This window comes from Paucibacter soli (assembly GCF_037482845.1).
In the GTDB taxonomy this organism is placed as follows: Bacteria; Pseudomonadota; Gammaproteobacteria; order Burkholderiales; family Burkholderiaceae_C; genus Paucibacter_B; species Paucibacter_B soli.
On the sequence record NZ_JBBHJW010000004.1, the window covers coordinates 182,286 to 205,111 of the forward strand.

The following is a 22,826-nucleotide window of genomic DNA, read 5'->3' on the forward strand; positions in this document are numbered from 1 at the left end:
GGCCCACATTGCGAATCATCTCAGCACAGAACGACATCGTGGACAGTCTCAACCTCACAGCGGCGCGCCCGGCGCGCAAACCGGTGACCGGCTCGGTAGCGGTTGCCGATCTACGGCTCGGCGCCGCCGAGTGGCAGGCGGTGCTGGGTGGCGAGAGCCTGGGCAGCGCCGAGTTGCAGGCCCTCAACGCCATGGCCCAGCTGCAGCAGTTGGCGGTGGGCAGCATGGTATTCACTCGGCATCAGCCGGCCGAGTACCTGGTGGCGGTGGTGGACGGCGCGGTGGGTCTCGGCCTGGCACGCGACGATGCACCCTTCCATCTGGAGCATACGGTGCGCGGCCCGCACTGGCTGGACGTTAGCAGCGCCTGGCTGGGCGGCGGTTACGGCCAGGACGCGCGGGTGGTGAACGAGGCGCTGGTCTTGCGGCTGCCGGTGGAGGGCATGCGTCAGCTGATCGCGCGCCAGCCCGACATGTTGGACCGCCTGCTGGTGGCGCTGGCGCAGAACGTACACAGCCTGACCGGCGTCACCCATGACCTGATGCACAAGGACGCCGAGAAGCGCCTGGCCGCCTGGCTGCTGCAGCGCGCGGTGCCCGAGGCCGAAGGCGGCGCGGCGATCTCGCTGAAGGAACGCAAGCGCGACATCGCGGCCCAGCTGGCGATTACACCGGAGACGCTGTCGCGCATGATGCGTCAACTCAACCGCAAGGGCGTGATCGAGGTACAGGGCTACAGCGTCAAGGTCCTGTGCCTGACGGCGCTGCAGGCGCTGGCGCGCGATTAGGCAGTGGCGCCTCGGCCGGAAACAGCACGCGCACGCAGGTGCCGCTGGGCCAGGCCGCATCGACGCTGAGTCGGCCGCCCAGCTGTTCCTGCACCAGCACCTGCACCACATGCAGGCCCAGGCCGGCGTGGCCATGGGCGCGCGCCGTCGTCATGAAGGGCGTGAACACCTGCCCGCGCAGCTCGCTGGCGATGCCGCGGCCGTTGTCCTGCACGCACAGTTCCAGGCCCTCGGCCTCGCGGGCCAGCCTGACTTCGATGGCCGGCGCCGCCGGCAGGGGCGGCTCGAAGGCATGGGTGAGGGCGTTGTCGATGAGCTGGTCCAGGATGCGCAACAGTGCGCCCGGATAGCTGTCGACCTTGCCGATGGTCTGCAGCTGCGCCCGCATCGCCACGCCGCTTGCGCCGGCGCTGCCCTGCCAGCGCTGTAGCGCCTGCTCGATCTGCCGCCGCGGGTCGAAGCGCTGGCGCGGCTCCGGCATCTGTTGCACCGACAGCTCCTTGAAGCGCTGCACCAGATCGGCGGCGCGCGTCAGCGCCTTGTGGCCCAGCAGATGGCTGCTGTCCAGCAGGGCCAGGAATTCGTGCAGCTCGGCGCGCTTGAGCTGGCCGTCAGCAAGCCGGCGGCGCAGATCGGCGGTGGCGTCGGCCTCGGTGGAGAGGGCCAGCAGGGCATTGCCCAGCGGGGTATTGAGCTCATGCGCCACGCCCACCACGATATGCGCCATCGCCGCCTGACGCTCCTGGTGCGCCAGGGCCTGCAGGGTCTGGTGCAGCTGCTCGCTGCGTTCGCGCACGCGCCGCTCCAGCTCGTCATGTGCTTGCTGCAGCGCGGCCTCGGTGGCCTGGCGGATCGAGGCCTCGGCGCGCAGCTGGTCAAGAGTGAGGGTCAGTTCTTGATGGCGCTGCGCCAGCGCGGCCTGCAGCTCGTTGCCATGTTGTTGCAGCAGATCGTTTTGCACCCGCAGCCGCGAGAGCGAGAGCGCATCGGCCAGCAGGCGTGAGCTGAGCTCCTGGCGCTGGCGGTTGCGCCGCTCTTGCAGGGCCTGCAGCTCAAGCTGGGCCTGGTAGGCCAGCTTGTCGAGCCCGGCCTCATGCGCCGTGCTCACCAGCAGCTCGGCCACGCGCAGCTGCAGCATGCCCAGATAGCTGTTGATGCTGACGTCGCGAAACTCCGCGAGGATGGTCTGGAATCCTTGCATCGCTCGGTCGCGCTCGCCCTCGCCGAGGGCGATGAGGGCCTCGATATAGGCCATCCAGCTGGCCTGCTCTGCGCGGCTGCGCGCGCTGCTGCCTTCCAAGCCGGGGGGCCATACCAGATCCAGCAGGCCCTGCATGCGGCGCAAATACTGGCGCGCCAGCGTCAGGTCGCCGCGTCGCGCATGGCCGATGGCGAGGTTCACCGCGGCGCGATAACAGGCATGGGGCTGGCCGCCGGCCTCGGCATCCTGCTGCGAGCGCGCATGCCAATACAGGCTGGCATCGCGGTGCGCCGCCACATCGCCGGCGCCCGCCTCGGCCAGGAAGTAATGCGCCGAGCCCAGCTGGCTGCACACCAGCTGACGCAGCTCGGCGTCGTCAAGCGTCTCGGCCCGTGGCTGCAGCAGCGCGATGGCCTCAGCCTGCAGGCCGCAACGTAGCAAGGCATTGGCGGTGCTCAGGTCCAGCAGTACCCGCGCTTCGCCGTCATGCTCGCTCTGCAGCCAGGCGCGCGCGCGCTCAAAGGCGCTGAGGGCGGGTTCCTCCAGGCCCAGGCGGCCGAACACCTCGCCCAGGGTGATGGCAATCTCGGCGCAGGTGGCGGGCGCCAGCGTGCGGTTGGTGAGCTTGTCCAGGCGCTGCGCCTCGGCCACGCAGTCCAGCGCCACCGCGGGCGCGGACATGGCACGCAGCCGCAGATCCAGTGCCTGCACCGCCAGCTGGGCCGAGGCGGGATCGGGCTGCGAGGCCGCCTGGTCCTGGCACAGGGCGAGCTGGTGCCAGGCCTGGGCGGGGCGGCCCATCAGGATGTCGCGCCGCGCGCGCGCCAGCAGGTCCGCAAAGGCCGGGGCGGAGCTGGGCAAGGCGGCGGGATCGGTTGGCGCGGACATACTCGTGTGGCGGGCACCGGAGTGTCTTGCCGAGTGTAGGGCCGGCCTGGCTTGGGCGCTGGCCTGGCGATGCGGCTTGCACCCCGGGTTTTGCCTCGTTCTTCGGCGCTTTGGACCGGGCCCGCACACCCTTAGACTGGTACCAAGCAGCCTCTACCATCACCCCAGCCAGGAGCGACATGTGACCTCTGCCGCAGAACGATTTTTCGAGAAGAACAATGCCCTGCCCACCATGCCCGAGGTGGCCAGCCGGCTGATCAAGAGCTTTGACGACGAGCGCATCGGCCTGCCGCAGATCGCCGAGCTGGTAGGCAAGGATTCCACGCTTGCGGCCAAGGTGCTGCGCCTGGCCAACTCGGCGCGCTACAGCCCTTCGCACAATATTTCGAATCTGCAGGATGCTGCCGCGGCGCTTGGCATGGACACCTTGCGCAATCTGGCGCTGGCCGCCTGTCTCTCGGGCAGTTTCCCCAAGGTGGCCGGGCTGGACCGCAACAAGTTCTGGCGCCACAGCGTGGCCACCGCCAACTACGCCAAGATCCTGAGCCGCATGCTGCAGCTGGATGCCGACACCGCCTACCTGGCCGGGCTGATGCTGCGCACCGGCCAGCTGCTGATGGCCATGGTGGAACCCGAGCAGGTGGCCGATGTGGAGGCCCATGCCGCCGAACCCGGCAGCCGCTACTCGCTGGAGATGCATCGTTTCGCCTGCACCCATGCCGATGTGACGGCCGGGCTGGCGCAGCGCTGGCACTTTCCGGCCAAGATGCTGGAGGCCTTCCGCGATGCCAATGCCCCCATGGAGGTGCGACCCTTCTCGCTGATGGCGGCGGTGCTGCATCTGGCCGAGGTGTTGGCCGACGCCGCGCAGGTGCAGGCCCAGCCGGCCGCTGCGCTGCTGGCGGCGGTGCCCGAGCTGGTGGAGCACCTGCACCTCGACCTGGGGTTCCTGGACGAAAAAATCAAGGCCGCCGGCGATGTGGCGGCCGAGGTGGATCAGCTGCTGAACTGAACCGAACGCTTGCCCGCTATCCGATCTTTCCAAGGCGCGACCGGCCTGCTGCTCTTGCTGGCAGTGCTGGCCTTGCTGCCTGCGCGGGCGCAAGGGTCGCTGCTGGAGGGTTCGGCGCGGGCGCTGAGCCAGTACAAGGTGGACGTCTGGCAGACCGAGCAGGGCCTGCCGCTCAACACAGTGCAGGCGCTCTACCAGAGCCATGACGGCTATCTGTGGGTCGGTACGGCGGGCGGGCTGGCGCGCTTCGACGGCGCACGTTTCACCGGCTTCGACGCGCGCCAGGCACCCAGCATGGCCTCCGAGCCGGTGTTCGGCTTCATGGAGGATGGGCAGAAGAACCTCTGGATCGGCCACAGCAAGGGCGCGGCAATCTACCGCAAGGGCAGCTTCCAGACCATGTTCGGCAGCGAGCTCACCGATGGCCGGCGCGTCTGGGCCTTTGCGCAGGCGGCCGACGGCGCGGTCTGGGCCGCCACCGAGAACGGTCTGGTGCGCTGGAACAAGGGCGCCACCAGGCTCTACCAGCAGGCCGACGGCCTGCCCAGCAACCGCCTGCGCACGCTTGCCTTCGACCGCGCCGGCACGCTGTGGATAGGTACCTCGGGCGGCGGCCTGGTGGCGCTGGCCGACGGGCGCTTCCGCACGCTGGGCCCCGAGCAGGGCTTCCCGCATCTGCAGGTGCGCCATGTCATCGCCGACCCCGCCGGCGGCATCTGGGCCGCCACCGCTGGCGCCGGGCTGGTGCGTGTGCAGGAGGATGGCCGCATGCGCGTCTACACGGTGGCCGACGGCCTGCCCAGCGATCAGCTCACCAGCCTGGCACGCGATGCACAGGGGGCGCTCTGGATCGGCAGCTGGGGCGCCGGCCTGAGTCGCATGAGCGAGGACGGCCGCTTCAGCACCATCTCCACCGCCAACGGCCTGGCCGGCGACCAGATCTGGAGCGTGCAGGCCGACCGCGAGGGCAGCATCTGGATCGGTACCTGGGTCGGCGGCCTGAACCGGCTGCGCAACCGCGCCTTCGGCGTGCTGGGCACGCCCGAGGGCCTATCGCACGACAATGTGCGCGCGGTGCTGCATGGCCGCCAGGGCGTGAGCTGGGTCGCGACCTCGGGTGGCGGGCTCAACCGCATTGAAGAAAATGGCCAGCGCATCAGCGTGCTACGCAAGGCCGATGGCCTGCCCACCGACGAGATTTCCAGCCTGCTGGAGGACCGCGACGGCGCGCTCTGGATCGGCAGCTACACCGCCGGCGTGGCGCGCCTGCAGGGCGGCAAGATCGAGCGCTTCGGCCCGGACCAGGGCCTGCCCAGCGCCGAGGTGCGCGCGCTGTTCCAGGACCGCAGCGGCACCCTGTGGGCGGGCACGCAGTCCGGGCTGGCGCGCTTCAGCGGCAAGGGCTTCGAAGCGGTGCGCGACGCGGGTGCACCGCGCGGCGGCGTGGCGGCGATGCTGCAGGACCGCCAGGGCACGCTCTGGTTCGGCACCACCGGTGACGGCCTGGTGCGCCTGCGCGACGGGCGCTTTGAGACCCTCAGCAAGGCCGACGGCCTGGTCTCCAACTGGATCATGGCGCTCTACGAGGACGCCGACGCCAAACTCTGGATAGGCACGAACGGCGAGGGCATGAATCGCCTGAGCGATGGCCGCCTGACGGCGATACGCCCGGCCGACGGGCTGTGGGACGGCATCGCCCTGACCATTCTCGAAGACCGTGCCGGTTATCTATGGATGAGTTGCAACCGCGGCTTCTTCCGCGTTGCACGCGCGGAGCTGAACGCCTTTGCCGAGGGGCGCGTGGCGCGGGTGAAGTCCACCGGCTACGGCCCCGGCGACGCCTTGCGCAGCACCACCTTCGCTGGCGGCCTGCAGCCGGCCGGCGCCATCGACGCGCAGGGCCGGCTGTGGCTGCCCTCGTCTAACGGCCTGGTGATCGTCGACCCGGTCCGCCTGCCCGGCGCGGGGCAGCCGCCGCAGATCCAGCTGGAGGGCGTGCTGCTGGACGGCGTGAACCGGCCGCTGGATGCCGAGGTGCTGCTGCCGCCAGGCTCGGTGCCGCTCACCATCCGCTATACCGCGATGACGCTGCTGAACGCCGACCGTGTACGTTTTCGCTACCAGATGGAGGGCATCACGCGCGACTGGGTGGATGCCGGCCGCAGCCGCGAGGCCGCCTTCCCGGCGCTGCCGCATGGCCGCTACCGCTTCCGCGTCGCCGCCTCGACCGACGGCGAGCATTGGAGCGAGGCCGCGGCGCCGCTGCTGATCACGGTGCGGCCCTACCTCTACCAGACCGCCTGGTTCCAGGCGCTGGCCCTGCTGGGCACGCTGGCGGCAATGCTGGCGCTGTTTCGCCTGCGCACCCATGCGCTGCGCGCCCGTCAGGTCGAGATGGAGCGTCTGGTGGCGCAGCGCACCGAGGAGTTGCGGCTGGCCAACGAGCATCTCTCGCGGCTGTCCTTTGTTGATGCGCTCACCGGGCTGGCGAACCGCCGCCGTTTCGACGAGGTGCTGGCCGAGGAATGGCGGCGCGCGCGCCGCAACCGGGTGCCGCTGGCGCTGGTGATCGCCGACATCGACGGCTTCAAGCTCTACAACGATCGCCTCGGTCATCTGGAGGGCGACCGCTGCCTCAGCGCGGTCGCGGCGGTGTTCGCGCATGTGGTGGGGCGCGCCGGCGACCTGGCGGCGCGCTACGGCGGCGAGGAGTTCGTCGTGCTGCTGCCGGGGGCCGATCCGGCCGCCGCCGCGCGGGTGGCCGAGGGCATACGCGCCGCCTGCGAGGCGCTGGCGATCCCGCATCCGGCCGCTCCGGTGGGCGAGGTAATCACGTTGAGCCTGGGCGTGGCCTCATGCCTGCCATCGGAGCAGACCTCGGCCGAGACGCTGTTCGCGCTGGCCGATGCCGCGCTCTACCGCGCCAAGCAGGAGGGTCGCAACCGGGTCTGCGTGGGGGGCGGGCAAGACCTGACACCGACGTGACGCCGGCATCGTAATATCGCGCCATGCTCGTCTTCTACTGGGTCATGGGCCTACTCATCGTCGGCACCTTTGCGCCCGCCGTCCTCTATCTGCTGCTCTACGCCGTCACCGGCGACGATCGTGCGGCGCAGCGCGCCAAGGTGCTGTGGAACATCAGCCGCACCGCCGGCATGTTCGGCATCAACCTGCTGATCTGGGGCCATGTGCTGGTGGGGCTGTGGCGGATTTGGGGGCACTGAACCAGTGCGTCAGGCCCTGGCACTGCATGCAGAATTTGGCCGAGCGCGGCGCAGCTTGCGCCATCCGATCGCTACCAGGCCCAGCAGCCACAAGGCCCAGGTCTGCGGTTCCGGCACCGGCTGAGCCTGGAATACCGCGCCGGCGTCCGCACTGAAGCGGAAACTGCTGAACAGGTAGCTGTCGCTGCTCGCGCTGTAGCTGGCGCCGGACAGCAGCTGGTGGTTCAGTGGTGTGCCTGCTTGGCTGAGGAAGCGGTCGATCTGGAAGCCGCCGCTGGCCTGGAAGGCATTGGGATCGGTATGGCCAAGAAAGCGGAAGTTGATCTGAAGGCCGTCCAGCTGCGGTGCCACGCCGAAGATCAGCTGGTCGGTGATGAAGCCGCCCTGCCCATCGGACGCCACCTCCAGCACCAGCCGCCCGCCCAGCTGGCTGACGAAGCTGCCATTCACCGTCAGCGTGCCGGGTGAGTTGCCGGGGCTGAAGATGCCGCGGTTGATGATGTTGGCATTCAGCGTGCCGGTGCCGCCGACAAAGCCCATGACGCCGATCTCGATGGTGTCGGCGTTCACGCTGCTGCTGTCCTGCACCAGCAGACTGCCCTGGCCGCCGGTGTCCGCGCCGTTGTGGGCTGCCACGCCGATGTAGTTGGTCGTCAGGCTGCTGGCGCCGCTGATGCTGAGCGTGCCTGCGCCCGCTGGCGTCGAACCCAGCAAGACCTGCCCTCCACCGCCGCCCGTGACACTGACGCTGGAACCCGAGCTGACGGTCAATGTGCCCGTGCCGCCGGGCGCAAAGTAGGCGCCGCCTACGCTGAGGTTGCCGCGCTCGGTGCCATCCGCGTGGATGGACAGTTGGCTGTGCTTGGCGAGCGTCATCTCGCCCGTACCTCCACCATCGCCCACGGCCAGGCTCGCGCCGACGTTAACGCCATGGCGCCAGGCACCATCCAGTCGCAGCGTGCCGGCCTCAAGGTCGACAAGGCCTTGTGCGCCGTATTCGCCCACCCCCATCGCGGTGGTCGAGACCAGGCCGCCCTGGAAGATGCGAAGCCTGCCATGGCTTTGGCTGCCGGTGCCGACGATGATGAATGAATTGCTGCCTGGCGCGCTGACCAGCAGCTCGCCCGTCCCGCCGACCTTCACCGTGCCATTGGACCCAGGCATGCCCACGATGAGGCGGCCATTCGATGCGCCGCGAATAGAGGTGCGCGCCTCCGGACCAATCTCCAACACGCCGGTACCGCCGTTTTCGCCCACATGGATGCTGGCTTCCTTGCCGATCACGTTCAGGCTTGCGCCCTTGTCCCTGAGTTGCAGGGTCGATGTACCGCCTCCAAGCGCAATGCGCAGATGGGCCTCGCGTCCAGCCGCGGCCTCGATGCGCAATTCGCCGCCATCAAGTACCTCCCAGTTGGCTGTGCTGTTGGGCCGGGTGGCGGTGCTGACAAGCGCATCGACGCCGGCAGTGCCGTCGCCGGTAATCAGCCATCTCGACCCTTCGCCGCTGATACGCACGAGCGATGGCTGCAGCGCCCCGTCCGCCAACGCAGTATTTGAGCGCACCTGCCCTTTGTCGCTGATCAGCAGCGTGCCCTTGCCGCCCGCGCCCACGTTGATGCGCCTCGGCCAGGACAGCTCGCCGCCAGCGACCAGCACCTCACCGGTCGAACCCGGCATGCCGATGTTGACGTAGCTGTCGGTGACACCCTGGACGAAGGTCTGTGCACCGGTCTTGATCGTCAACGTACCCGTACCGCCGTTTTCGCCCACATTGATGCTGGCCACCTGGCCGATCAGGCTGAGCCGCGATGCATGGCTGCTGTCCAGCGGGCTGACACCCTTGACCAGAAAGTCTGACGTGCCGCCGCCATGCGCGATGCGCAGATGGGCCTCGCGCCCGGTCGCGGCCTCGATGCGCAGTTCGCCGCCATCAAGTACCTCCCAGTTTGCCGTGCTGTTGGGCCGGGTGGCAGTGCTGACAAGCGCATCGACGCCGGCAGTGCTGTCGCCGGTAATCAGCCATCTCGACCCTTCGCCGCTGATACGCACGAGCGATGGATGCAGCGCCCCGTCCGCTAACGCAGTATTTGAGCGCACCTGCCCTTTGTCGCTGATCAGCAGCGTGCCCTTGCCGCCCGCGCCCACGTTGATGCGCCTCGGCCAGGACAGCTCGCCGCCAGCGACCAGCACCTCACCGGTCGAACCCGGCATGCCGATGTTGACGTAGCTGTCGGTGACGCCCTGAACAAAAGTTTGTGCGCCGGCCTTGATCGTCAAACTGCCGGTGCCGCCGTTCTCGCCGACATTGATGCTGGCCACCTGGCCGATCAGGCTGAGCCGCGATGCATGGCTGCTGTCCAACGGGCTGACACCCTCGACCAGAAAGTCTGACGTGCCGCCGCCATGCGCGATGCGCAGATGCGCCTCCCTGCCGGTGTCTGCATGGATCAGCAGCACGCCGCCCTTGCTGATCTTCCATTGGGCGTCGCTGGGCTTTTGCGTGGCGCTGCTGACGAGCGCGTCCAGTCCCGCCGATGTACTGCCGGTCACCCACCATTGCGAGCCGTCGCCGTCGATGTTGAGTGTCGATGCGCTCGATTCCAGTCCGGTGGCGGTAGAGGGCCAGCCGCCCACATGAACCTGCTGGGTCCACAAGGCCCCGCCGTTCAAGACCGACACGCTTGCATGAGTCTTCCCGCCAGGGGTGCCGCCGCCCTCCCAGGCGTAGCTAGTCAGGCCCGTGCCGCCGACGTTGAAATTGCCTAGAAAGCGGGCTTCCGATCCCGGGCCCGTGACGTAGAAGTCGGCGCTGCTGCCCGCAAGGGCGCCGATGACGGCCCCGCAATCGCGGCCGACACAGGCGTCGGCCTTGCCCTTGGCATCAAGCATGGCGCCGCCACGCACGATCGCGACGCCGATGCCGCCCTTGCCCAGAACGAAGCGAGAGGCTCCAACGGCGTCCAGTTCGACCCGTGAGCCCGGACCGTCCAACATGAGGTTGCCCGTGCCAGCCTGCATCCCGAACGACATGCTGTGGGCCTGCAGCGTTGATTTCGACAACACATTGAGCCTGCCCATGCTGCCCGCTTCGGTGCCGACCTCGATACGTTCGAAACCCAGCAGTCCGGCCTGATTGCTCAATTCGATGGTGCCGTCGCCGCCCGACCTGGCGATATAGGCCCAGGCGTTGGTGCCCAAGCCGTTGAGCAATGATCCGGGGCCATCGACCATCACGGCACCGTTGCCGCCCTCGGCGCCGACGGCCAGCATCGTCGGCGCGAGCAAGCCCGTATCCGTGATGTCCACCCGACTGTTTCCGGTCATGCCTACGGTTATCGGACCGCCGTACCAGCTCGAATCCTTGCCCTGAACCAGGACGCGCGAGGGGCTGCTGCCGGGACTCCTGGCGTCGGAGAGAGCGACATCATACGATGTCTCCATGGCGCCGCCGTTGATGACACGAACCTGGGCACTTGTGAGGCTGAGCCAAGAGAAGCGTGCGCGAGATCCTTTGCCGGATACCGTCAACTCCCCTTGCCCAAGGTATTGGGGCCAGCTGGCTATGCCTGAATAGCCGGCTATGAGTACAGCGCCGTCGGTGACGGACATCGAATTGAGCAAGCCGAAGTTGCGGCCCACCCACATGCGCGTGCCAACGCCCCCCAGCGACACATGGGTTCCCGCATTGCCGCCGCCGCCTGTCGAAAAGGAATCTAGCTCGACGCGAGACCCCGCCATGGCCGAGAAACTGCCCGGCTGCACACTTTGTTCGTAGGTGATGCCGATGGCCAACGCCAGGCTTGGATCGACCAAATCTTGACGTGGAAAGCGCGGCAGATACCCGTCGCTCCTGCCGTAGAAGGCACCTGTGACAGTCACTAAGGGATGCGCAGTGGGCGCTGCCAGCAGCAGGCTTGCGGCCAGCGCAGCGGGGCGCAGCGCAAACGGAAGGTGCAGCTTCGTCGACATACGCATTGCCTGGTCCTTTCGGTTGTTGCGGCATGCCCTGCGCCCCCCCCCTGGCGGCATCGCCAATGCCTGCAGGAACGATAGACAAGCGGGACGCGCTTCTGCATCATCCGTACGGATGAAAAAGAGCGATTCCGCTCGCAACGTCGAGGCATATGAAGGCCTGGTGGATGCGATCTACCAGGCTGCAGTTGACCCGCAGGCCTGGTCGACCGTGCTGGTGCGGATCGCCGACGCGGTGCATTCGGCGGGGACCACGTTGTGGACGCACGACTTCAGCTGCGGAGGCGTGCATGCCGATGGGGAGGCCGAGAAGTTCCGTGCGGTTCGATTCGCGCCCGAAGCGCTCGAGAGCTATGCAAGTCACTACAGCCAGACCAATGTGTGGGTCGCCAACGAGGACACTCTCAAGCCGGGCAGGGTGGTCACCTCATCGCTGCTGTTTCCCGATGAGCAATTGCCGTCTACCGAATTCTTCGGCGACTGGCTGCGGCCGCAGGACCTGTTCTTTTCGATAGGAGGCGTGCTGGCACGGAACGGGGCGCTGGCCGTTAAGCTCAGTGCGCTACGCTCACGCAACAAGGGCCCATACAGCAGCAGCGAGCTGCAATTCCTCGGCAGGCTCTACCCTCATATCCGGCGCGCTTGCGAGCTCAACCAGCGTTTGGAGAGCGCCGCCGCACTCGAACGCGATGCCGCCTTGGGCCACGGTGCGCTCTCGGTCACGCATCTCGGCATCATCGTGCTGGGTTCCGCGGGCCGCGTGCTGCACACGAATCGAAAGGCAGATCAGCTCTTGCGTGCCGGAACCACCTTGGTCCTCCGGCAAGGGCAGCTGCATGCCGGCAGTGCCGGGCGCGATGCGGCCCTGATGGCGGCGATCCGATCGGCAGCGCAGCAAAGACGGCCTGTGAACCTCCATCTCGGTGATGCGGTGTTGGCTGACAATTTCTGCCTTACCTTGATGCCGATGCCGCGGGCCGGCATCTTGTTGTCCACCGCGGGTATAGAGGCGTCGGTGGTGTGCCTGATCAGCACCGGCAGTGGCCAACGCGCGGCGACCATAGCCCAGTTGCGCGAGCTGTTCGGCCTGACCCCCGCGGAGGCGCGCGTGGTTCGAAACCTGGTCAACGGCGAAAGTCTTGCCGAGGTGGCCCAGGCGCAGGGCCTGTCGCGCAACACCGTCAAGACCCAGTTGCACAGCGCCATGAGCAAGACAGGCACAGCCAGCCAGCGCGCCATGATTCGCTTGCTGCTCTCCATTCCTGCTGTACGGGAACACGGCCTCTGAAAAGCAAGATACCCGCGTGCCGCAGCAGCGTGCGGCGTTCGGCTGCTTCGATCTAGCGGCTGAGTCCGCGCGCCGCGATCTCCCACAGCGCCTCGACCCGCCCGGCGCGCACCGCCACCAGCTGATCGTGCAGGTTCAGCGTCGGGTCGCAATGCCCGGGCACCAGCAGCAGCTGGCTGCCCAGCGCGGGCGGCGCCATGTTGTCGCTCTCCAGGATGCCATGCTCGTCATTGGCCGACACATAACGCAGCTGCGGCTGGCCCCAGACGGCGGGCAGGCCCGAGTCGGTGGCGAGGGACTTGAGGCCGGCGTCGAGCACGCAGCGCCGCCCATGGGCCCAGCTCGCCACGCTCATCACCGTGCTGGCGAGGAACAGGCTGTGCTCGAAGCGCAGCGCGCCCGCAAGCTCATTGCGGCCGTAGTCACCGTCCATGAAGACATAGGAGCCCGGCTGCACCTCGGTGTAGACGCCGCTGGCCAGGTCGAACTCGACGCTGCCGGTGCCACCACCGGTGACGAGCTCGCAACGCTGCCCCGCGGCCGCCAGCGCCGCCACCACCGCCCCCGCGCGCTCGGCGGCCAGCGCCGCGGCGGCGCGGCGTTCGGCATGGCTGCGCAGGTGCTGGATAGCTCCCTGGTAGGCCTGCAGGCCGGCAAAGCGCAGCTGCGGCTGCGCCGTCAGGGCGTCGAGCAGGCGCAGCACCGCGGGCGCATCGTCCACGCCGCAGCGGTGCTGGCCGATATTGATCTCCACCAGCACATCGAGCCGGCTGGCGGCCGCGCGCGTGGCGGCCGCCAGCATCTCGATCTGCTGCAGATGGTCGACGCAGACGCTCATGCGCGCGTGCAGGGCCAGCTGGGCCAGCAGGGCCGCCTTGGCGGCGCCGCCGATCTCATTGCTGATGTGGATGTCGCGTACCCCGGCCTGCACAAAGGGCAGGGCCTCGCTGACCTTCTGGCAGCAGATGCCCTGCGCGCCGCGCTGCAGCTGGGCCAGCGCGATGGCCGGGCATTTATGCGCCTTGGCATGCGGGCGCAGCGCCACACCGGCGGCGCTGGCGGCGGCCTGCATGCGATCCAGATTGCGCTCGAAGGCATCCAGCTCCAGCAGCAGGGCGGGGGTGTCGATGGCGGCGAGCGGGTCGCCGATGCGGGCCGGGGGCGGCAGGGTGAGGGCTTGCGTCATGTGGCTGCGCCCAGGGGCGACTAGGGCCTGTTAACACTAAGTTTGCCCGTGCGAACGGGGCCGGCAGGGCCCAGGTCTAGGCGGACGACGAAGCCCAGGCTGGTTGCCTGGGCGAGGAGTTCAACGACGAGATGGGCCCTGCCAGCCCCGTTCCCTTCGGGTTGCCACCAGAAAAGCCGTGCACGTCGTTGCAAAGCCTCGCCGGGGGAGCTACCCCGGCTTCGATTTGCGCCTAGTTCACGGCTTTTCTGGTGGCAACGCATCGGGCAAATTTAGTGTTAACAGGCCCTAGTTCAGCTCGCCATTCTGCGCTGCCCCGGCAGCCCCAGCACCAGGCTGGAGAGATAGCTGTCGGGGTGGCGCGGCAGCAGGCGCAGCTCGCAGCTGCCCGGCACGCGGCTGGCCTGCGGGTCACGCCGGCGCGCTTCGGCCTCGGTGAGGCGGCACAGCGATTGCCTGCGCCGGCCGGTCTCAGGGTCGCGTAGCAGCCAGTGCCAGAATTCAACGGTCTTGCTCATGGGGCTATCTTCGTGGCCGGCTGGCTCATGGCGTGAGCCAGTCAGAGCATCAGTTCGGGCGCGCGTTCGGGCTGGTCTTCATCGGCCGCCGTCTGCCAATGGCCGGCCGGGCGCAGCGGCGCCAGGGCTGCCTCGGTCAGGCCACGCTCGAACAAGGCGTTCAGGCTCGCATCGGCGCGTATGCGCTGCAGTGCGGCCTGGATGCCTGCGGCGAACTGCGGCCGCAGCCGCGCCAGCACCAGCAACTGCGAACCATGGCGCTGGGGCAGGACCTGCCACCAGGCCAGGATGCTGGCGGGATCGTTCAGATTCAGGATCATGTTGGCGCTCCTCGAACGGGGCGGCACGGTGGCCGCGTTGATGCTGTACGAATATACAGTAGTTTGCGAAGGAGTGAGAATCTCTTCGCGCCGCGGGTCGAAACAGGCCGTGCGGCTGCGTCGTGAGCCGAGTCCCATCCGTCTGCCCTCAGCAAGGAGCCGCCATGAGCCGAACCGCCACTTCCTCATCCCCTGCCACCGAACGCAAGGCCGCCACGCGCCTGCTGCTGCTGGTGGCGACGCGCAAGGGGGCCTGGCTGTTCCACAGCGATGCCAGGCGCAAGACCTGGACGGCCGATGGCCCGCATTTCCTGGGCCACACCATCAGCCATCTGCAGCTGGATCCACGCGACGGCCGCACCCTGCTGGCCGCGGCCAAGACCGGCCACCTCGGCCCGACGATTTTTCGCTCCACCAATCTGGGGCGCAGCTGGAAGGAGGCGCAGCAACCGCCCGCCTTCGCCCAGACCAGCGCTGACGGCCTGCCGGGCCGCGCCGTGGACCATGTGTTCTGGCTGACGCCTGGCCACGCCAGCGAGCGCGGCAGCTGGTATGCCGGCACCTCGCCGCAAGGCCTGTTTCGCTCGGAGGATGGCGGCGTCAGCTGGCTGCCGCTGCCCGCCGTCAATGACAACGCGCAGCTGCGCGAATGGATGGGCACGGTGCAGGACGGCACGCCGGACGGGCCCAAGCTGCATTCGGTGATCGTCGATCCACGCGATCCGAAACACCTGTACTTCGGCATGTCGGGTGGCGGCGTGCACGAGTCGCGCGACGGCGGCGCCAGCTGGTCCACCCTGATCCAGGGCCTGGAGGTGGTGGAGGGCTTCGATCCCGCCACCGTCACCTTTCACGACCCGCATTGCCTGCGGCTATGCCCCAGCATGCCCGATCGGCTCTACCAGCAGAACCATTGCGGCATCTACCGGATCGACCGCTCGGACGGCCCGGCGGGCGATATGTGGCAGCGCATAGGCCGCAAGATGCCCAAGCGCGTGGGCGACGCGGGCTTCCCCATGGTGGTGCACCCGCGCGATGCCGACACCGCCTGGGTCTTCCCCATGGATGCCGCCACCGTCTGGCCGCGCACCAGCCCGGCCGGGCGGCCGGCCGCGTATGTGACGCGTAATGCCGGCAAGAGCTGGCAGCGGCTGGACCAGGGCCTGCCGGAGAGCCAGGCCTGGTGGACCGTGAAGCGCCAGGCCATGACGGTGGACGCGCAGGCCAGGCCGGCGCTCTATCTGGGCACCACCAGCGGCGAGTTGTGGATGGGCAGGGACGAAGGCGCGCGCTGGAGCAATATCGCCCGCCACCTGCCCGAGATCTACGCCGTGGAAGTGGCCGAGCTGCGCGTATGAAGGTCTTGATCCCCGCAGCGCTGCGCTCATACACCCGCGAGCCGCTGCTGGAGGCCCAAGGCGATTCGCTGCACGCCATGTTCGCGGACCTGGAGCGCCGCTACCCCGGGCTGCGTTTTCGTGTCGTCGACGAACGCGGCCTTCTGCGGCCCAATATGCGCATCTTCGTCAACGGGATCGGCGTACGGGAACTCCAGCATGCCTTGAAGCCGGAGGACGCCGTGGCCATCGTGCTGGCCCTCAGTGGCGGTTGAATCGTGGGGGTGAGGTGCACTTGAACGCGCCGGCCTCCAGCGACGGGACTGCTTCGAACCCGCGGGCAGGCTTGGCAGCCGCCGCGGCCGAGCCTGGAGGTGACACGTTATGTGCAGGTCGCATGGCCAGAACCTCGGCCAGCAGCTTCTCCCCGCCATCACTTCAGGCCGGCAGCGCCCTTGGAACTGCGCGGCATACCGGACCCGGCGGTGGCCGAGTTCGGGCGCCGGGAGCGCTGCTTGGCTGAGACTGCTTTCACGATGGTGGTCAGAGCCGGCGCCGCGCTGAACGCCGACTCGTAGGGTGCGACGGCCTGCGCAATGAGTGCCTCGACCTCAGGCGTATTGAGCGTGGCCGGCTGCTTGAGCCGTAAGCCCCTGACTTGCTTGCCCTTGCCATCGAGCAGACCGCTCGGGTCGTGCAGGGACGCACCGTGGAGGAAAAAGAGCGTGACCCAGCTTGGGTAGGCGGTCACGGACAGGAAGGCGTCTGGCGTGCGCTCGGAGGGGCTGATGGCGAACACAAGCGCGTTGTAGTTGTCGTAGACCAGCTCAAACCCACGCGGAAACATGGCTCGAAGCCGAGCCCGAGCATCGCGCAGCTGTGCCTCGATGGAAGGCGTGTACCTGGCAAGGAAGCCGGCAATCTGCGACTCAAGGGCCAGGGTGCTCATGATGCTCTCGCTGTGCGGATGGCTGCGAGCATAGGCCATCGTCCAGCCGTGCATGCGAGAAGGCCGGCGGCAGTTGTTCGCAGAGCGCGATGGTCCAGAGGCTTGTGGGCAGCAGGAGCAAGCCGCAATTCAAAGCGTAGTGCCGGATTGGAGCGAACTTCATACCACACCACGCAGGCGTCAATATCCTTGCCGAAGGCGATCGAGGCGTCGGGCCCGGTGAGCGGAAGCCTCCTTGAACTTGAGGATGCCCTGATCTCTGGCGCGGTGCACATTTTGATGGTTTGCTAGCGTCGATGGACCCGCTCTGGCAGGCCTTAGGTACATGGGAGACAGCCATGGATAGCGTTGCAGCCGTTCGCGAATACAAGGACCTGCCCGGACCGCCGGGCCTGCCGTTGCTGGGCAATGCGCTGCAGATCGAACCTGCGCGCTATCACCGTCAGCTGGAGGACTGGGCGCGCGAGTTCGGTCCTATGTACCGGCTGCGGCTCAACGACAGGCGTCTGCTGGTCGTGGCCGACCACGAAGCCGTTGCCGCCATACTGCGCGAGCGCCCAAACGGCTTTGTGCGCTCGCGCAAACAGCTGGCGATCTGGATCGAGCTGGGCCTGCCGGTGGGCCTGTTTGCGGCCGAGGGCGAGGTCTGGGCGCGTCAACGCCGCATGGTCATGGCTGGCTTTGACCCCGCCCATGTCAGGCACTACTTCCCCGCCATGCGCAGGGTCGCCGCGCGGCTGGTCGAGCGCTGGCAAATGGCAGCGCTTGAGAGACAGGCCATCGAGCTGCAGGCCGACCTGATGCGCTACACGGTGGACACCATCGCGGGCCTGGCCTTTGGCGAAACGGTCGACACCCTGGGCGAGGGCGAAGACGTGATCCAGCGACATCTGAATCTGATCTTCCCCTCGCTCTTCAAGCGCATCCTCGCGCCGCTGCCGCTGTGGCGCATGCACAAGTCGCGCGCCGATCGCCAGCTCGATACGGCCGTGGCCGAGGTCATGAGCGCGGTGGTCGGCTTCATCGCCAAGGCCCGCGAACGCCTGGCCGCCGACCCGGCGCGCCGCGCGCAGCCGCCCAATCTGCTCGAGGCCATGCTGGTGGCGGCCGACCAGCCCGACAGCGGCATAGACGACCAGCAGGTGGCCGGCAATGTCCTGACCCTGCTGCTGGCCGGCGAGGACACCACGGCCAACACGCTGGCCTGGATGCTGCACCTGCTGTGGCACAACCCTGCGGCGCTTGTGCAGGCGCGCCAGGAGGTGCGCACCGTCATCGGCGCGACGCCGCCCGGCGAGATCACGCCGGAGCAACTCGCGGCGCTGGATTACGTCGAAGCTTGCGCGCATGAAACCATGCGGCTCAAACCGGTGGCGCCGGTGCTGCCCTTGCAGGCTGCGGCCGACACCGTCATCGCCGGCGTGCTGGTGCCGGCCGAAACCGTAGTCGTGCTGGTGATGAGACACGACAGCATCAGCGCTGAGTACTTCGCCGAGCCAGACCGTTTCCTGCCGGAGCGTTGGCTGGGCGGCGCGGGCGGCCATGGCGCGCTGGCCCACGATGCCAAGCGCATTGCAATGCCGTTCGGCGCGGGGCCGCGCATATGTCCGGGGCGTTACCTGGCGCTGCTTGAAATCAAGCTGGCCATGGCCGCATTGCTGAGCCGCTTTGACATCACATCGGTTGCAACGCCAGACGGCCGCGAAGCGCAGGAGCTGATGGCCTTCACGATGCAGCCGGTGGGGCTGACCATGAAGCTGCGAGCGCTTGCGCACTGAGTCTGCAAGCGGCAATCCCTGAGCGACATCAAGCATTTGATGCGCCGGCAGGGCTTACATTGATTGCTGGCCTTAGGAGACATCGCGATGAAGCACGCCCGTCGGATTGGAACTCTTGCTGCAGCCAAGCTGTCGATCCTGGCAGCCACGAGCCTGTTGCCTTGCGGCGCCCTGGCGCTGGACCCCGCAGCCGCCGAGCAGACGGCGCGCCGCAACGAATGCTTCAAATGCCACGAGACCGGCAGCCTGAAGGAAGGGCCTTCGTTCAAGTACGTCGCCTGGAAGTACAAGGGCGATGCGGGCGCCGCGTCCCGCATCAACTACCACCTGACCTCGGGCGAGCCCGCCAAGGGCACCGATGGAAAATCGGCGCCGCACAAGATCGTCAAGGTCGAGAACGATGCCGAACTGGTCAATCTGATCGAGTGGGTCCTGTCGCAATAGCTGCGACCGAGCCCAGCGCCGCCTACGCCATTCCCAGACCGCCCAGCGCCCGCAACACCGCCTCCGCCGTCGCCGGCGCGCGCAGCGGTGGATCGCAACGCTCGTCAGGCCCGCAGGCCGCGATCGCATCCTTGATCGCCAGCAGCACCGAGAAGGGCAGCAGCAGGGGCGGTTCGCCTACCGCCTTGGAGCGGTGGATGCTGTCCTCGCGGTTCGGCTGATCAAACAGCGCGACACGGAAATCCAGCGGGCTGTCGTTGGCGGTGGGGATCTTGTAGGTGCTGGGGGCGTGGGTGCTCAAGGCCCCGGTCTTGGGATGCCAGACGAGTTCTTCCGTGGTGAGCCAGCCCTGGCCCTGCACAAAGCCGCCCTCGATCTGGCCTATGTCCAGCGCCGGGTTGAGCGACTGGCCCACATCGTGCAGCACATCGGCGCGCAGCACGCGGCTTTCGCCGCTGAGCGTGTCCACCAGCACCTCGGCCACCGCCGCGCCATAGGCGTAGTAGTAGAAGGGCCGGCCCTGGAGCTTGGCGCGGTCCCAGTGCAGGCCGGGGGTGGCATAAAAGCCATCGCTCCAGAGCTGGATGCGCTGGTGGTAGGCCTTGGCCACCAGCTCCTTGAAGGCGATCGCCTGGCCACCGCCGCTGACCCGGCCGCCGGCAAACTGCAGCCGCTCGGCCTGTTCGTCCGCCAAGCCCAGCAGTTCGGCGGCCAGCTTGGCCAGGCGCCGCTTGATCTGGCGCGCCGCGTCCTGCGCGGCCTTGCCGTTCAGATCGCTGCCGGTGGAGGCGGCGGTGGCCGAGGTGTTGGCCACCTTGTGCGTATCGGTGGCGCTGGCGCGCACCTGGGCCAGATCCACGCCCAGCTCATGCGCCACCACCTGGGCTACCTTGGTGTTCAGGCCCTGGCCCATCTCGGTGCCGCCATGGTTCACCAGCACCGAGCCGTCGGTATAGACATGCACCAGCGCGCCGGCCTGGTTGAGGTGCACCACATTGAAGGAGATGCCGAACTTCACCGGCGTGAGCGCCAGGCCGCGCTTGAGCACCGGGCTCTGCGCATTCCAGGCCGCGATGGCGGCACGGCGCGCGTGGTAGTCGCTGCTCTGCACCAGGCGATCGGTGAGCGGCCGCAGGATGTTGTCGCTGACCTGCTGGCCGTAGGGGGTCAGGTCTTGACCGTCCTTGTAGAAGTTGCGCTGCCGTACCAGCAAGGGGTCCAGGCCGAGGCGGCGCGCCACCGAGTCGATGATCATCTCGATGGCCAGCGCGCCCTGCGGGCCGCCAAAGCCGCGGAAGGCGGTGTTGCTCTGGGTGTTGGTGCGCGCCGCATAGCCATGCAGGGCCACATGGGGCAGCCAGTAGGCATTGTCGAAATGGCACAGCGCGCGCGTCAGCACCGGGCCCGAGAGGTCGGCCGAATGGCCGCAGTTCGAGACCATCTCGACCTCGGCCGCGAGGATGTGGCCGGCATCGTCATGGCCCACCGTCCAGCGGTAGTCAAAGCCATGGCGGCGGCCGGTGATCAGAAAGTCGTCGTCGCGGTCCAGGCGCAGCTTCACCGGCTTTTGCAGCTTGTGCGCCGCCAGCGCCGCCACGCAGGCGAACAGCGCGGACTGTGATTCCTTTCCACCAAAGCCGCCACCCATGCGCCGGCATTGCACCTGCACCTGGTGCGCCTGCCAGCCCAGCGCGTGGGCCACCAGCTGCTGCATCTCGGACGGATGCTGGGTCGAGCAGTGGATCAGCAGGCCGCGGTCCTCCTGCGGCAGGGCGTAGGAGATCTGGCCCTCCAGATAGAACTGCTCCTGGCCGCCCACGCTCCATTCGCCTTCCAGCCGATGCGGGGCCGAGGCCAGTGCCGCGGCCGGATCGCCGCGCGTCAGATGCATGGGCGGGATCACATACTGGCCCAGGGCATGGGCTTCCCTGGCCGTCAGCACCGCGGGCAGGGCTTCGAACCGGACGGCCTGTTTTGCAAGTGCTGCGGCGCGGCGCGCCAGTTCGCGATCCTTGGCAATCACCGCGAACACCGGTTGGCCCAGGTAGCGCAGCTCGGCGTCGGCGAGGATGGGGTCGTCGTGCAGCAGCGGGCCGCAGTTGTTCTCGCCCGGGAAGTCGGCCGCGGTGAACACCGCCACCACGCCGGGCTGGCGCTTGATCAGCGCTATGTCGATGGCCAGCAGCCTGCCATGCGCCACCGGCGAGAGGCCCAGCGCCGCGTGCAGGGTGCCCTGGGCCTCGGCGATGTCGTCGATATAGCGGGCCTCGCCACTCACATGCAGGTGGGCGGATTCATGCGGGCGGCTGGTGCCGATCTGCGCTTCGGCCATCAGCGGGGCGAACTCAGGCGGCTTGTTGTTCATGGCAGGCTCCGCTCGAAGGCCACGGCCTGCCAGACGCTGGTCTGGGCGGCGCTGAGTGGCGCGTCGGGTCTGGTTTCCAGCCAGCAGCGGCGCAAAAGGTTCTGCGCCGCCTGCAAGCGGTAGGCGGCGCTGGCGCGCATATCGCTGAGCGGCGTGAAGTCCTGCGCCAGCGCGTCGGCGGCGGCGCGGGCGCTGGCCTCGCTCCAGGGCCGGCCCAGGAGGGCGGCCTCGGCCCGCGCGGCGCGCTTGACGATGGCGGCCATGCCGCCAAAGGCCAGGCGTGCCTCGCTCACCACGCCAGCCTCCTCGCGCAGCGCGAACACGCCGCACACCGCCGAGATGTCGCTGTCGTAGCGCTTGGCGATCTTGTAGGCGCGCAACCGCGTTCCCGCCGCGGGCAGGGGCAGGTGCAGGGCCTCGACGAACTCGCCCGGCTGCAGCGCGTTCTTCATGTAGTCGAGATAAAAATCCTGCAGCGGCAGGCGGCGCTGCGCGTCACCGCGGCGCAGCACGATGTCGGCGCCCAGCGCGATCAGGGCCGGCGCGCCGTCGCCGATCGGCGAACCGTTGGCGATATTTCCGCCCAGGGTGCCGGCATGGCGCACCGGCGGCGAGGCAAAGCGCAGCCACAGTTCGCGCAGCGGCGGCAGCTGTTCGGCCAGCGCGCCCCAGGCGTCTTCCAGGCTGGCGCCGGCGCCCAGCCACAGGCCCGGCAGGCCCTGGAAGGGCTCGGCGCGGATCTCGCGCAGCTCGGGCACGGCGCCCAGGTAGATCACATCGCCCAGCTGTTGGTGCTGCTTGTTGACCCACAGGCCCACGTCGGTGGCGCCGGCCACCAGCCGCGCGGCGGGCTTGCTGATGCGCAGGGTGGCCAGGTCGGGCAGGCTGCGCGGGATATGAAAACAGTCCTCGGCGCCGCTGGCCGGGTTGGGGCCGCGGTAATGCAGGTCCTCATCGGCGCGCAGGGTTTGCAATGCCGCGACGATGGGCGCGCGCTCCAGCGTGGCCGTCGGCGCATCGAACATGCGCTCGCCCGCATCGAGGATGGGCCGGTAGCCGGTGCAACGGCACAGATTGCCGGCCAGATCGTCGGCGATTTGCTGGCGCGTCGGGCGTGTGCCCTGCGCCTGGTGGCGCTCATAGACGGCCTGCAGCGTGATCGCAAAGCCGGGCGTGCAGAAGCCGCATTGCGAGCCATGGCAGTCCACCAAGGCCTGCTGTACCGGATTCAGTGCCTCGGCCGAGCCCAGGTCTTCCACGGTCAAGAGGGCGCGGCCGTCCAGGCTGGGCAGGAACATGATGCAGGCATTCACATTGCGCAGCCGCAACTCGTCTTCGCCCTGCAACTCAGCCACCAGCACCGTGCAGGCGCCGCAGTCGCCCTCGGCGCAACCCTCCTTGCTGCCGCATTGATGGGCATGCTCGCGCAGCCACTGCAGCACCGTGGTGGTGGGTGGCAGGCCCTGGACCTCCTGGATCTGGCCGCGGTGATAGAAGCGCAAGGGACGGCTAAGGCGGGTGTTCATCTGAAATCAGGCTCCGGACAATCCCGAACG

At 68.2% G+C, this 22,826-nt stretch carries 17 protein-coding genes; 9 read left to right on the forward strand and 8 right to left on the reverse strand.

The window, feature by feature from the left end; all coding sequences use genetic code 11:
* Window positions 1-38: 38 nt before the first annotated feature.
* Window positions 39-788, forward strand: a complete 750-nt coding sequence (locus tag WG898_RS10745; RefSeq protein WP_339602781.1) for a Crp/Fnr family transcriptional regulator — start codon at window positions 39-41, stop codon at window positions 786-788.
* Here the strand turns inward: WG898_RS10745 and WG898_RS10750 are convergent.
* Window positions 742-2,850, reverse strand: a complete 2,109-nt coding sequence (locus WG898_RS10750) for an ATP-binding protein (RefSeq protein ID WP_339602782.1) — start codon at window positions 2,848-2,850, stop codon at window positions 742-744. The genes WG898_RS10745 and WG898_RS10750 overlap by 47 nt on opposite strands.
* A 208-nt stretch (window positions 2,851-3,058) precedes the next feature.
* Here WG898_RS10750 and WG898_RS10755 point away from each other — a divergent pair, with 208 nt between their 5' ends.
* Genes WG898_RS10755 through WG898_RS10765 form a run of 3 tightly spaced genes read left to right on the forward strand, consistent with a single transcriptional unit; the run spans window position 3,059 to window position 7,113 of the window.
* Entirely contained in the window at window positions 3,059-3,889 is an 831-nt protein-coding gene (locus WG898_RS10755) for an HDOD domain-containing protein (RefSeq protein WP_339602783.1), read from the forward strand.
* Window positions 3,890-3,898: 9 nt separating this feature from the next.
* Entirely contained in the window at window positions 3,899-6,874 is a 2,976-nt protein-coding gene (locus WG898_RS10760; protein ID WP_339602784.1) for a two-component regulator propeller domain-containing protein, read from the forward strand.
* 23 nt (window positions 6,875-6,897) lie between these two features.
* Window positions 6,898-7,113 (forward strand): hypothetical protein, encoded by a 216-nt coding sequence (locus tag WG898_RS10765; protein WP_339602785.1) that lies wholly within the window; start codon window positions 6,898-6,900, stop codon window positions 7,111-7,113.
* A 9-nt stretch (window positions 7,114-7,122) separates the two neighbouring features.
* On the opposite strand, the gene WG898_RS10770 is transcribed toward WG898_RS10765, so the two are convergent.
* Window positions 7,123-11,082, reverse strand: a complete 3,960-nt coding sequence (locus tag WG898_RS10770; RefSeq protein ID WP_339602786.1) for a PEP-CTERM sorting domain-containing protein — start codon at window positions 11,080-11,082, stop codon at window positions 7,123-7,125.
* A gap of 118 nt (window positions 11,083-11,200) precedes the next feature.
* On the opposite strand from WG898_RS10770, the gene WG898_RS10775 reads away from it, so the two are divergent.
* On the forward strand, window positions 11,201-12,373 hold the full coding sequence (locus WG898_RS10775; protein WP_339602787.1) for a helix-turn-helix transcriptional regulator: 1,173 nt from the start codon (window positions 11,201-11,203) through the stop codon (window positions 12,371-12,373).
* Between the two features lie 52 nt (window positions 12,374-12,425).
* Here WG898_RS10775 and WG898_RS10780 read toward each other — a convergent pair whose 3' ends face one another.
* From WG898_RS10780 to WG898_RS10790, 3 genes are all read right to left on the reverse strand, one after another.
* Window positions 12,426-13,559 carry a DSD1 family PLP-dependent enzyme gene (locus WG898_RS10780; protein WP_339602788.1) on the reverse strand — a complete coding sequence of 378 codons (1,134 nt, stop codon included), beginning with the start codon at window positions 13,557-13,559 and terminating at the stop codon, window positions 12,426-12,428.
* A 293-nt stretch (window positions 13,560-13,852) separates the two neighbouring features.
* Window positions 13,853-14,077 (reverse strand): hypothetical protein, encoded by a 225-nt coding sequence (locus WG898_RS10785; RefSeq protein WP_339602789.1) that lies wholly within the window; start codon window positions 14,075-14,077, stop codon window positions 13,853-13,855.
* 41 nt (window positions 14,078-14,118) lie between these two features.
* Complete coding sequence (locus WG898_RS10790; RefSeq protein WP_339602790.1) at window positions 14,119-14,397, reverse strand: hypothetical protein; 279 nt, start codon at window positions 14,395-14,397, stop codon at window positions 14,119-14,121.
* A gap of 164 nt (window positions 14,398-14,561) precedes the next feature.
* On the opposite strand from WG898_RS10790, the gene WG898_RS10795 reads away from it, so the two are divergent.
* Window positions 14,562-15,755 (forward strand): WD40/YVTN/BNR-like repeat-containing protein, encoded by a 1,194-nt coding sequence (locus tag WG898_RS10795; RefSeq protein WP_339602791.1) that lies wholly within the window; start codon window positions 14,562-14,564, stop codon window positions 15,753-15,755.
* Window positions 15,752-16,009: a MoaD/ThiS family protein gene (locus tag WG898_RS10800; protein WP_339602792.1), complete on the forward strand. Its 258-nt coding sequence runs from the start codon at window positions 15,752-15,754 to the stop codon at window positions 16,007-16,009. The genes WG898_RS10795 and WG898_RS10800 overlap by 4 nt, the downstream gene beginning before the upstream one ends.
* Window positions 16,010-16,167: 158 nt before the next feature.
* Here the strand turns inward: WG898_RS10800 and WG898_RS10805 are convergent, their stop codons facing one another.
* Window positions 16,168-16,683: a DUF1801 domain-containing protein gene (locus tag WG898_RS10805; RefSeq protein ID WP_339602793.1), complete on the reverse strand. Its 516-nt coding sequence runs from the start codon at window positions 16,681-16,683 to the stop codon at window positions 16,168-16,170.
* Window positions 16,684-17,021: 338 nt separating this feature from the next.
* Here WG898_RS10805 and WG898_RS10810 point away from each other — a divergent pair, with 338 nt between their 5' ends.
* Window positions 17,022-18,461 (forward strand): cytochrome P450, encoded by a 1,440-nt coding sequence (locus WG898_RS10810; RefSeq protein WP_339602794.1) that lies wholly within the window; start codon window positions 17,022-17,024, stop codon window positions 18,459-18,461.
* 87 nt (window positions 18,462-18,548) lie between these two features.
* Window positions 18,549-18,905 (forward strand): c-type cytochrome, encoded by a 357-nt coding sequence (locus WG898_RS10815; RefSeq protein WP_339602795.1) that lies wholly within the window; start codon window positions 18,549-18,551, stop codon window positions 18,903-18,905.
* A gap of 22 nt (window positions 18,906-18,927) precedes the next feature.
* Here the strand turns inward: WG898_RS10815 and xdhB are convergent, their stop codons facing one another.
* Entirely contained in the window at window positions 18,928-21,270 is a 2,343-nt protein-coding gene (gene xdhB, locus WG898_RS10820; RefSeq protein ID WP_339602796.1) for a xanthine dehydrogenase molybdopterin binding subunit, read from the reverse strand.
* Window positions 21,267-22,796, reverse strand: coding sequence for a xanthine dehydrogenase small subunit (gene xdhA / locus WG898_RS10825; RefSeq protein ID WP_339602797.1), 1,530 nt, complete (start codon window positions 22,794-22,796; stop codon window positions 21,267-21,269). Before xdhA ends, xdhB begins: the two co-directional genes overlap by 4 nt.
* Window positions 22,797-22,826: the final 30 nt, after the last annotated feature.

Excerpts from the sequence above, each read along its gene's own strand:
- WG898_RS10775 (WP_339602787.1), top strand. The coding sequence starts at position 11,201 with ATGAAAAAGAGCGATTCCGCTCGCAACGTCGAGGCATATGAAGGCCTG.
- WG898_RS10765 (WP_339602785.1), top strand. The coding sequence starts at position 6,898 with ATGCTCGTCTTCTACTGGGTCATGGGCCTACTCATCGTCGGCACCTTT.
- WG898_RS10790 (WP_339602790.1), bottom strand. The coding sequence starts at position 14,397 with ATGATCCTGAATCTGAACGATCCCGCCAGCATCCTGGCCTGGTGGCAG.
- xdhB (WP_339602796.1), bottom strand. The coding sequence starts at position 21,270 with ATGAACAACAAGCCGCCTGAGTTCGCCCCGCTGATGGCCGAAGCGCAG.
- WG898_RS10800 (WP_339602792.1), top strand. The coding sequence starts at position 15,752 with ATGAAGGTCTTGATCCCCGCAGCGCTGCGCTCATACACCCGCGAGCCG.
- WG898_RS10795 (WP_339602791.1), top strand. The coding sequence starts at position 14,562 with ATGAGCCGAACCGCCACTTCCTCATCCCCTGCCACCGAACGCAAGGCC.
- WG898_RS10780 (WP_339602788.1), bottom strand. The coding sequence starts at position 13,559 with ATGACGCAAGCCCTCACCCTGCCGCCCCCGGCCCGCATCGGCGACCCG.
- WG898_RS10785 (WP_339602789.1), bottom strand. The coding sequence starts at position 14,077 with ATGAGCAAGACCGTTGAATTCTGGCACTGGCTGCTACGCGACCCTGAG.
- WG898_RS10805 (WP_339602793.1), bottom strand. The coding sequence starts at position 16,683 with ATGAGCACCCTGGCCCTTGAGTCGCAGATTGCCGGCTTCCTTGCCAGG.
- WG898_RS10815 (WP_339602795.1), top strand. The coding sequence starts at position 18,549 with ATGAAGCACGCCCGTCGGATTGGAACTCTTGCTGCAGCCAAGCTGTCG.
- xdhA (WP_339602797.1), bottom strand. The coding sequence starts at position 22,796 with ATGAACACCCGCCTTAGCCGTCCCTTGCGCTTCTATCACCGCGGCCAG.
- WG898_RS10770 (WP_339602786.1), bottom strand. The coding sequence starts at position 11,082 with ATGTCGACGAAGCTGCACCTTCCGTTTGCGCTGCGCCCCGCTGCGCTG.
- WG898_RS10810 (WP_339602794.1), top strand. The coding sequence starts at position 17,022 with ATGGATAGCGTTGCAGCCGTTCGCGAATACAAGGACCTGCCCGGACCG.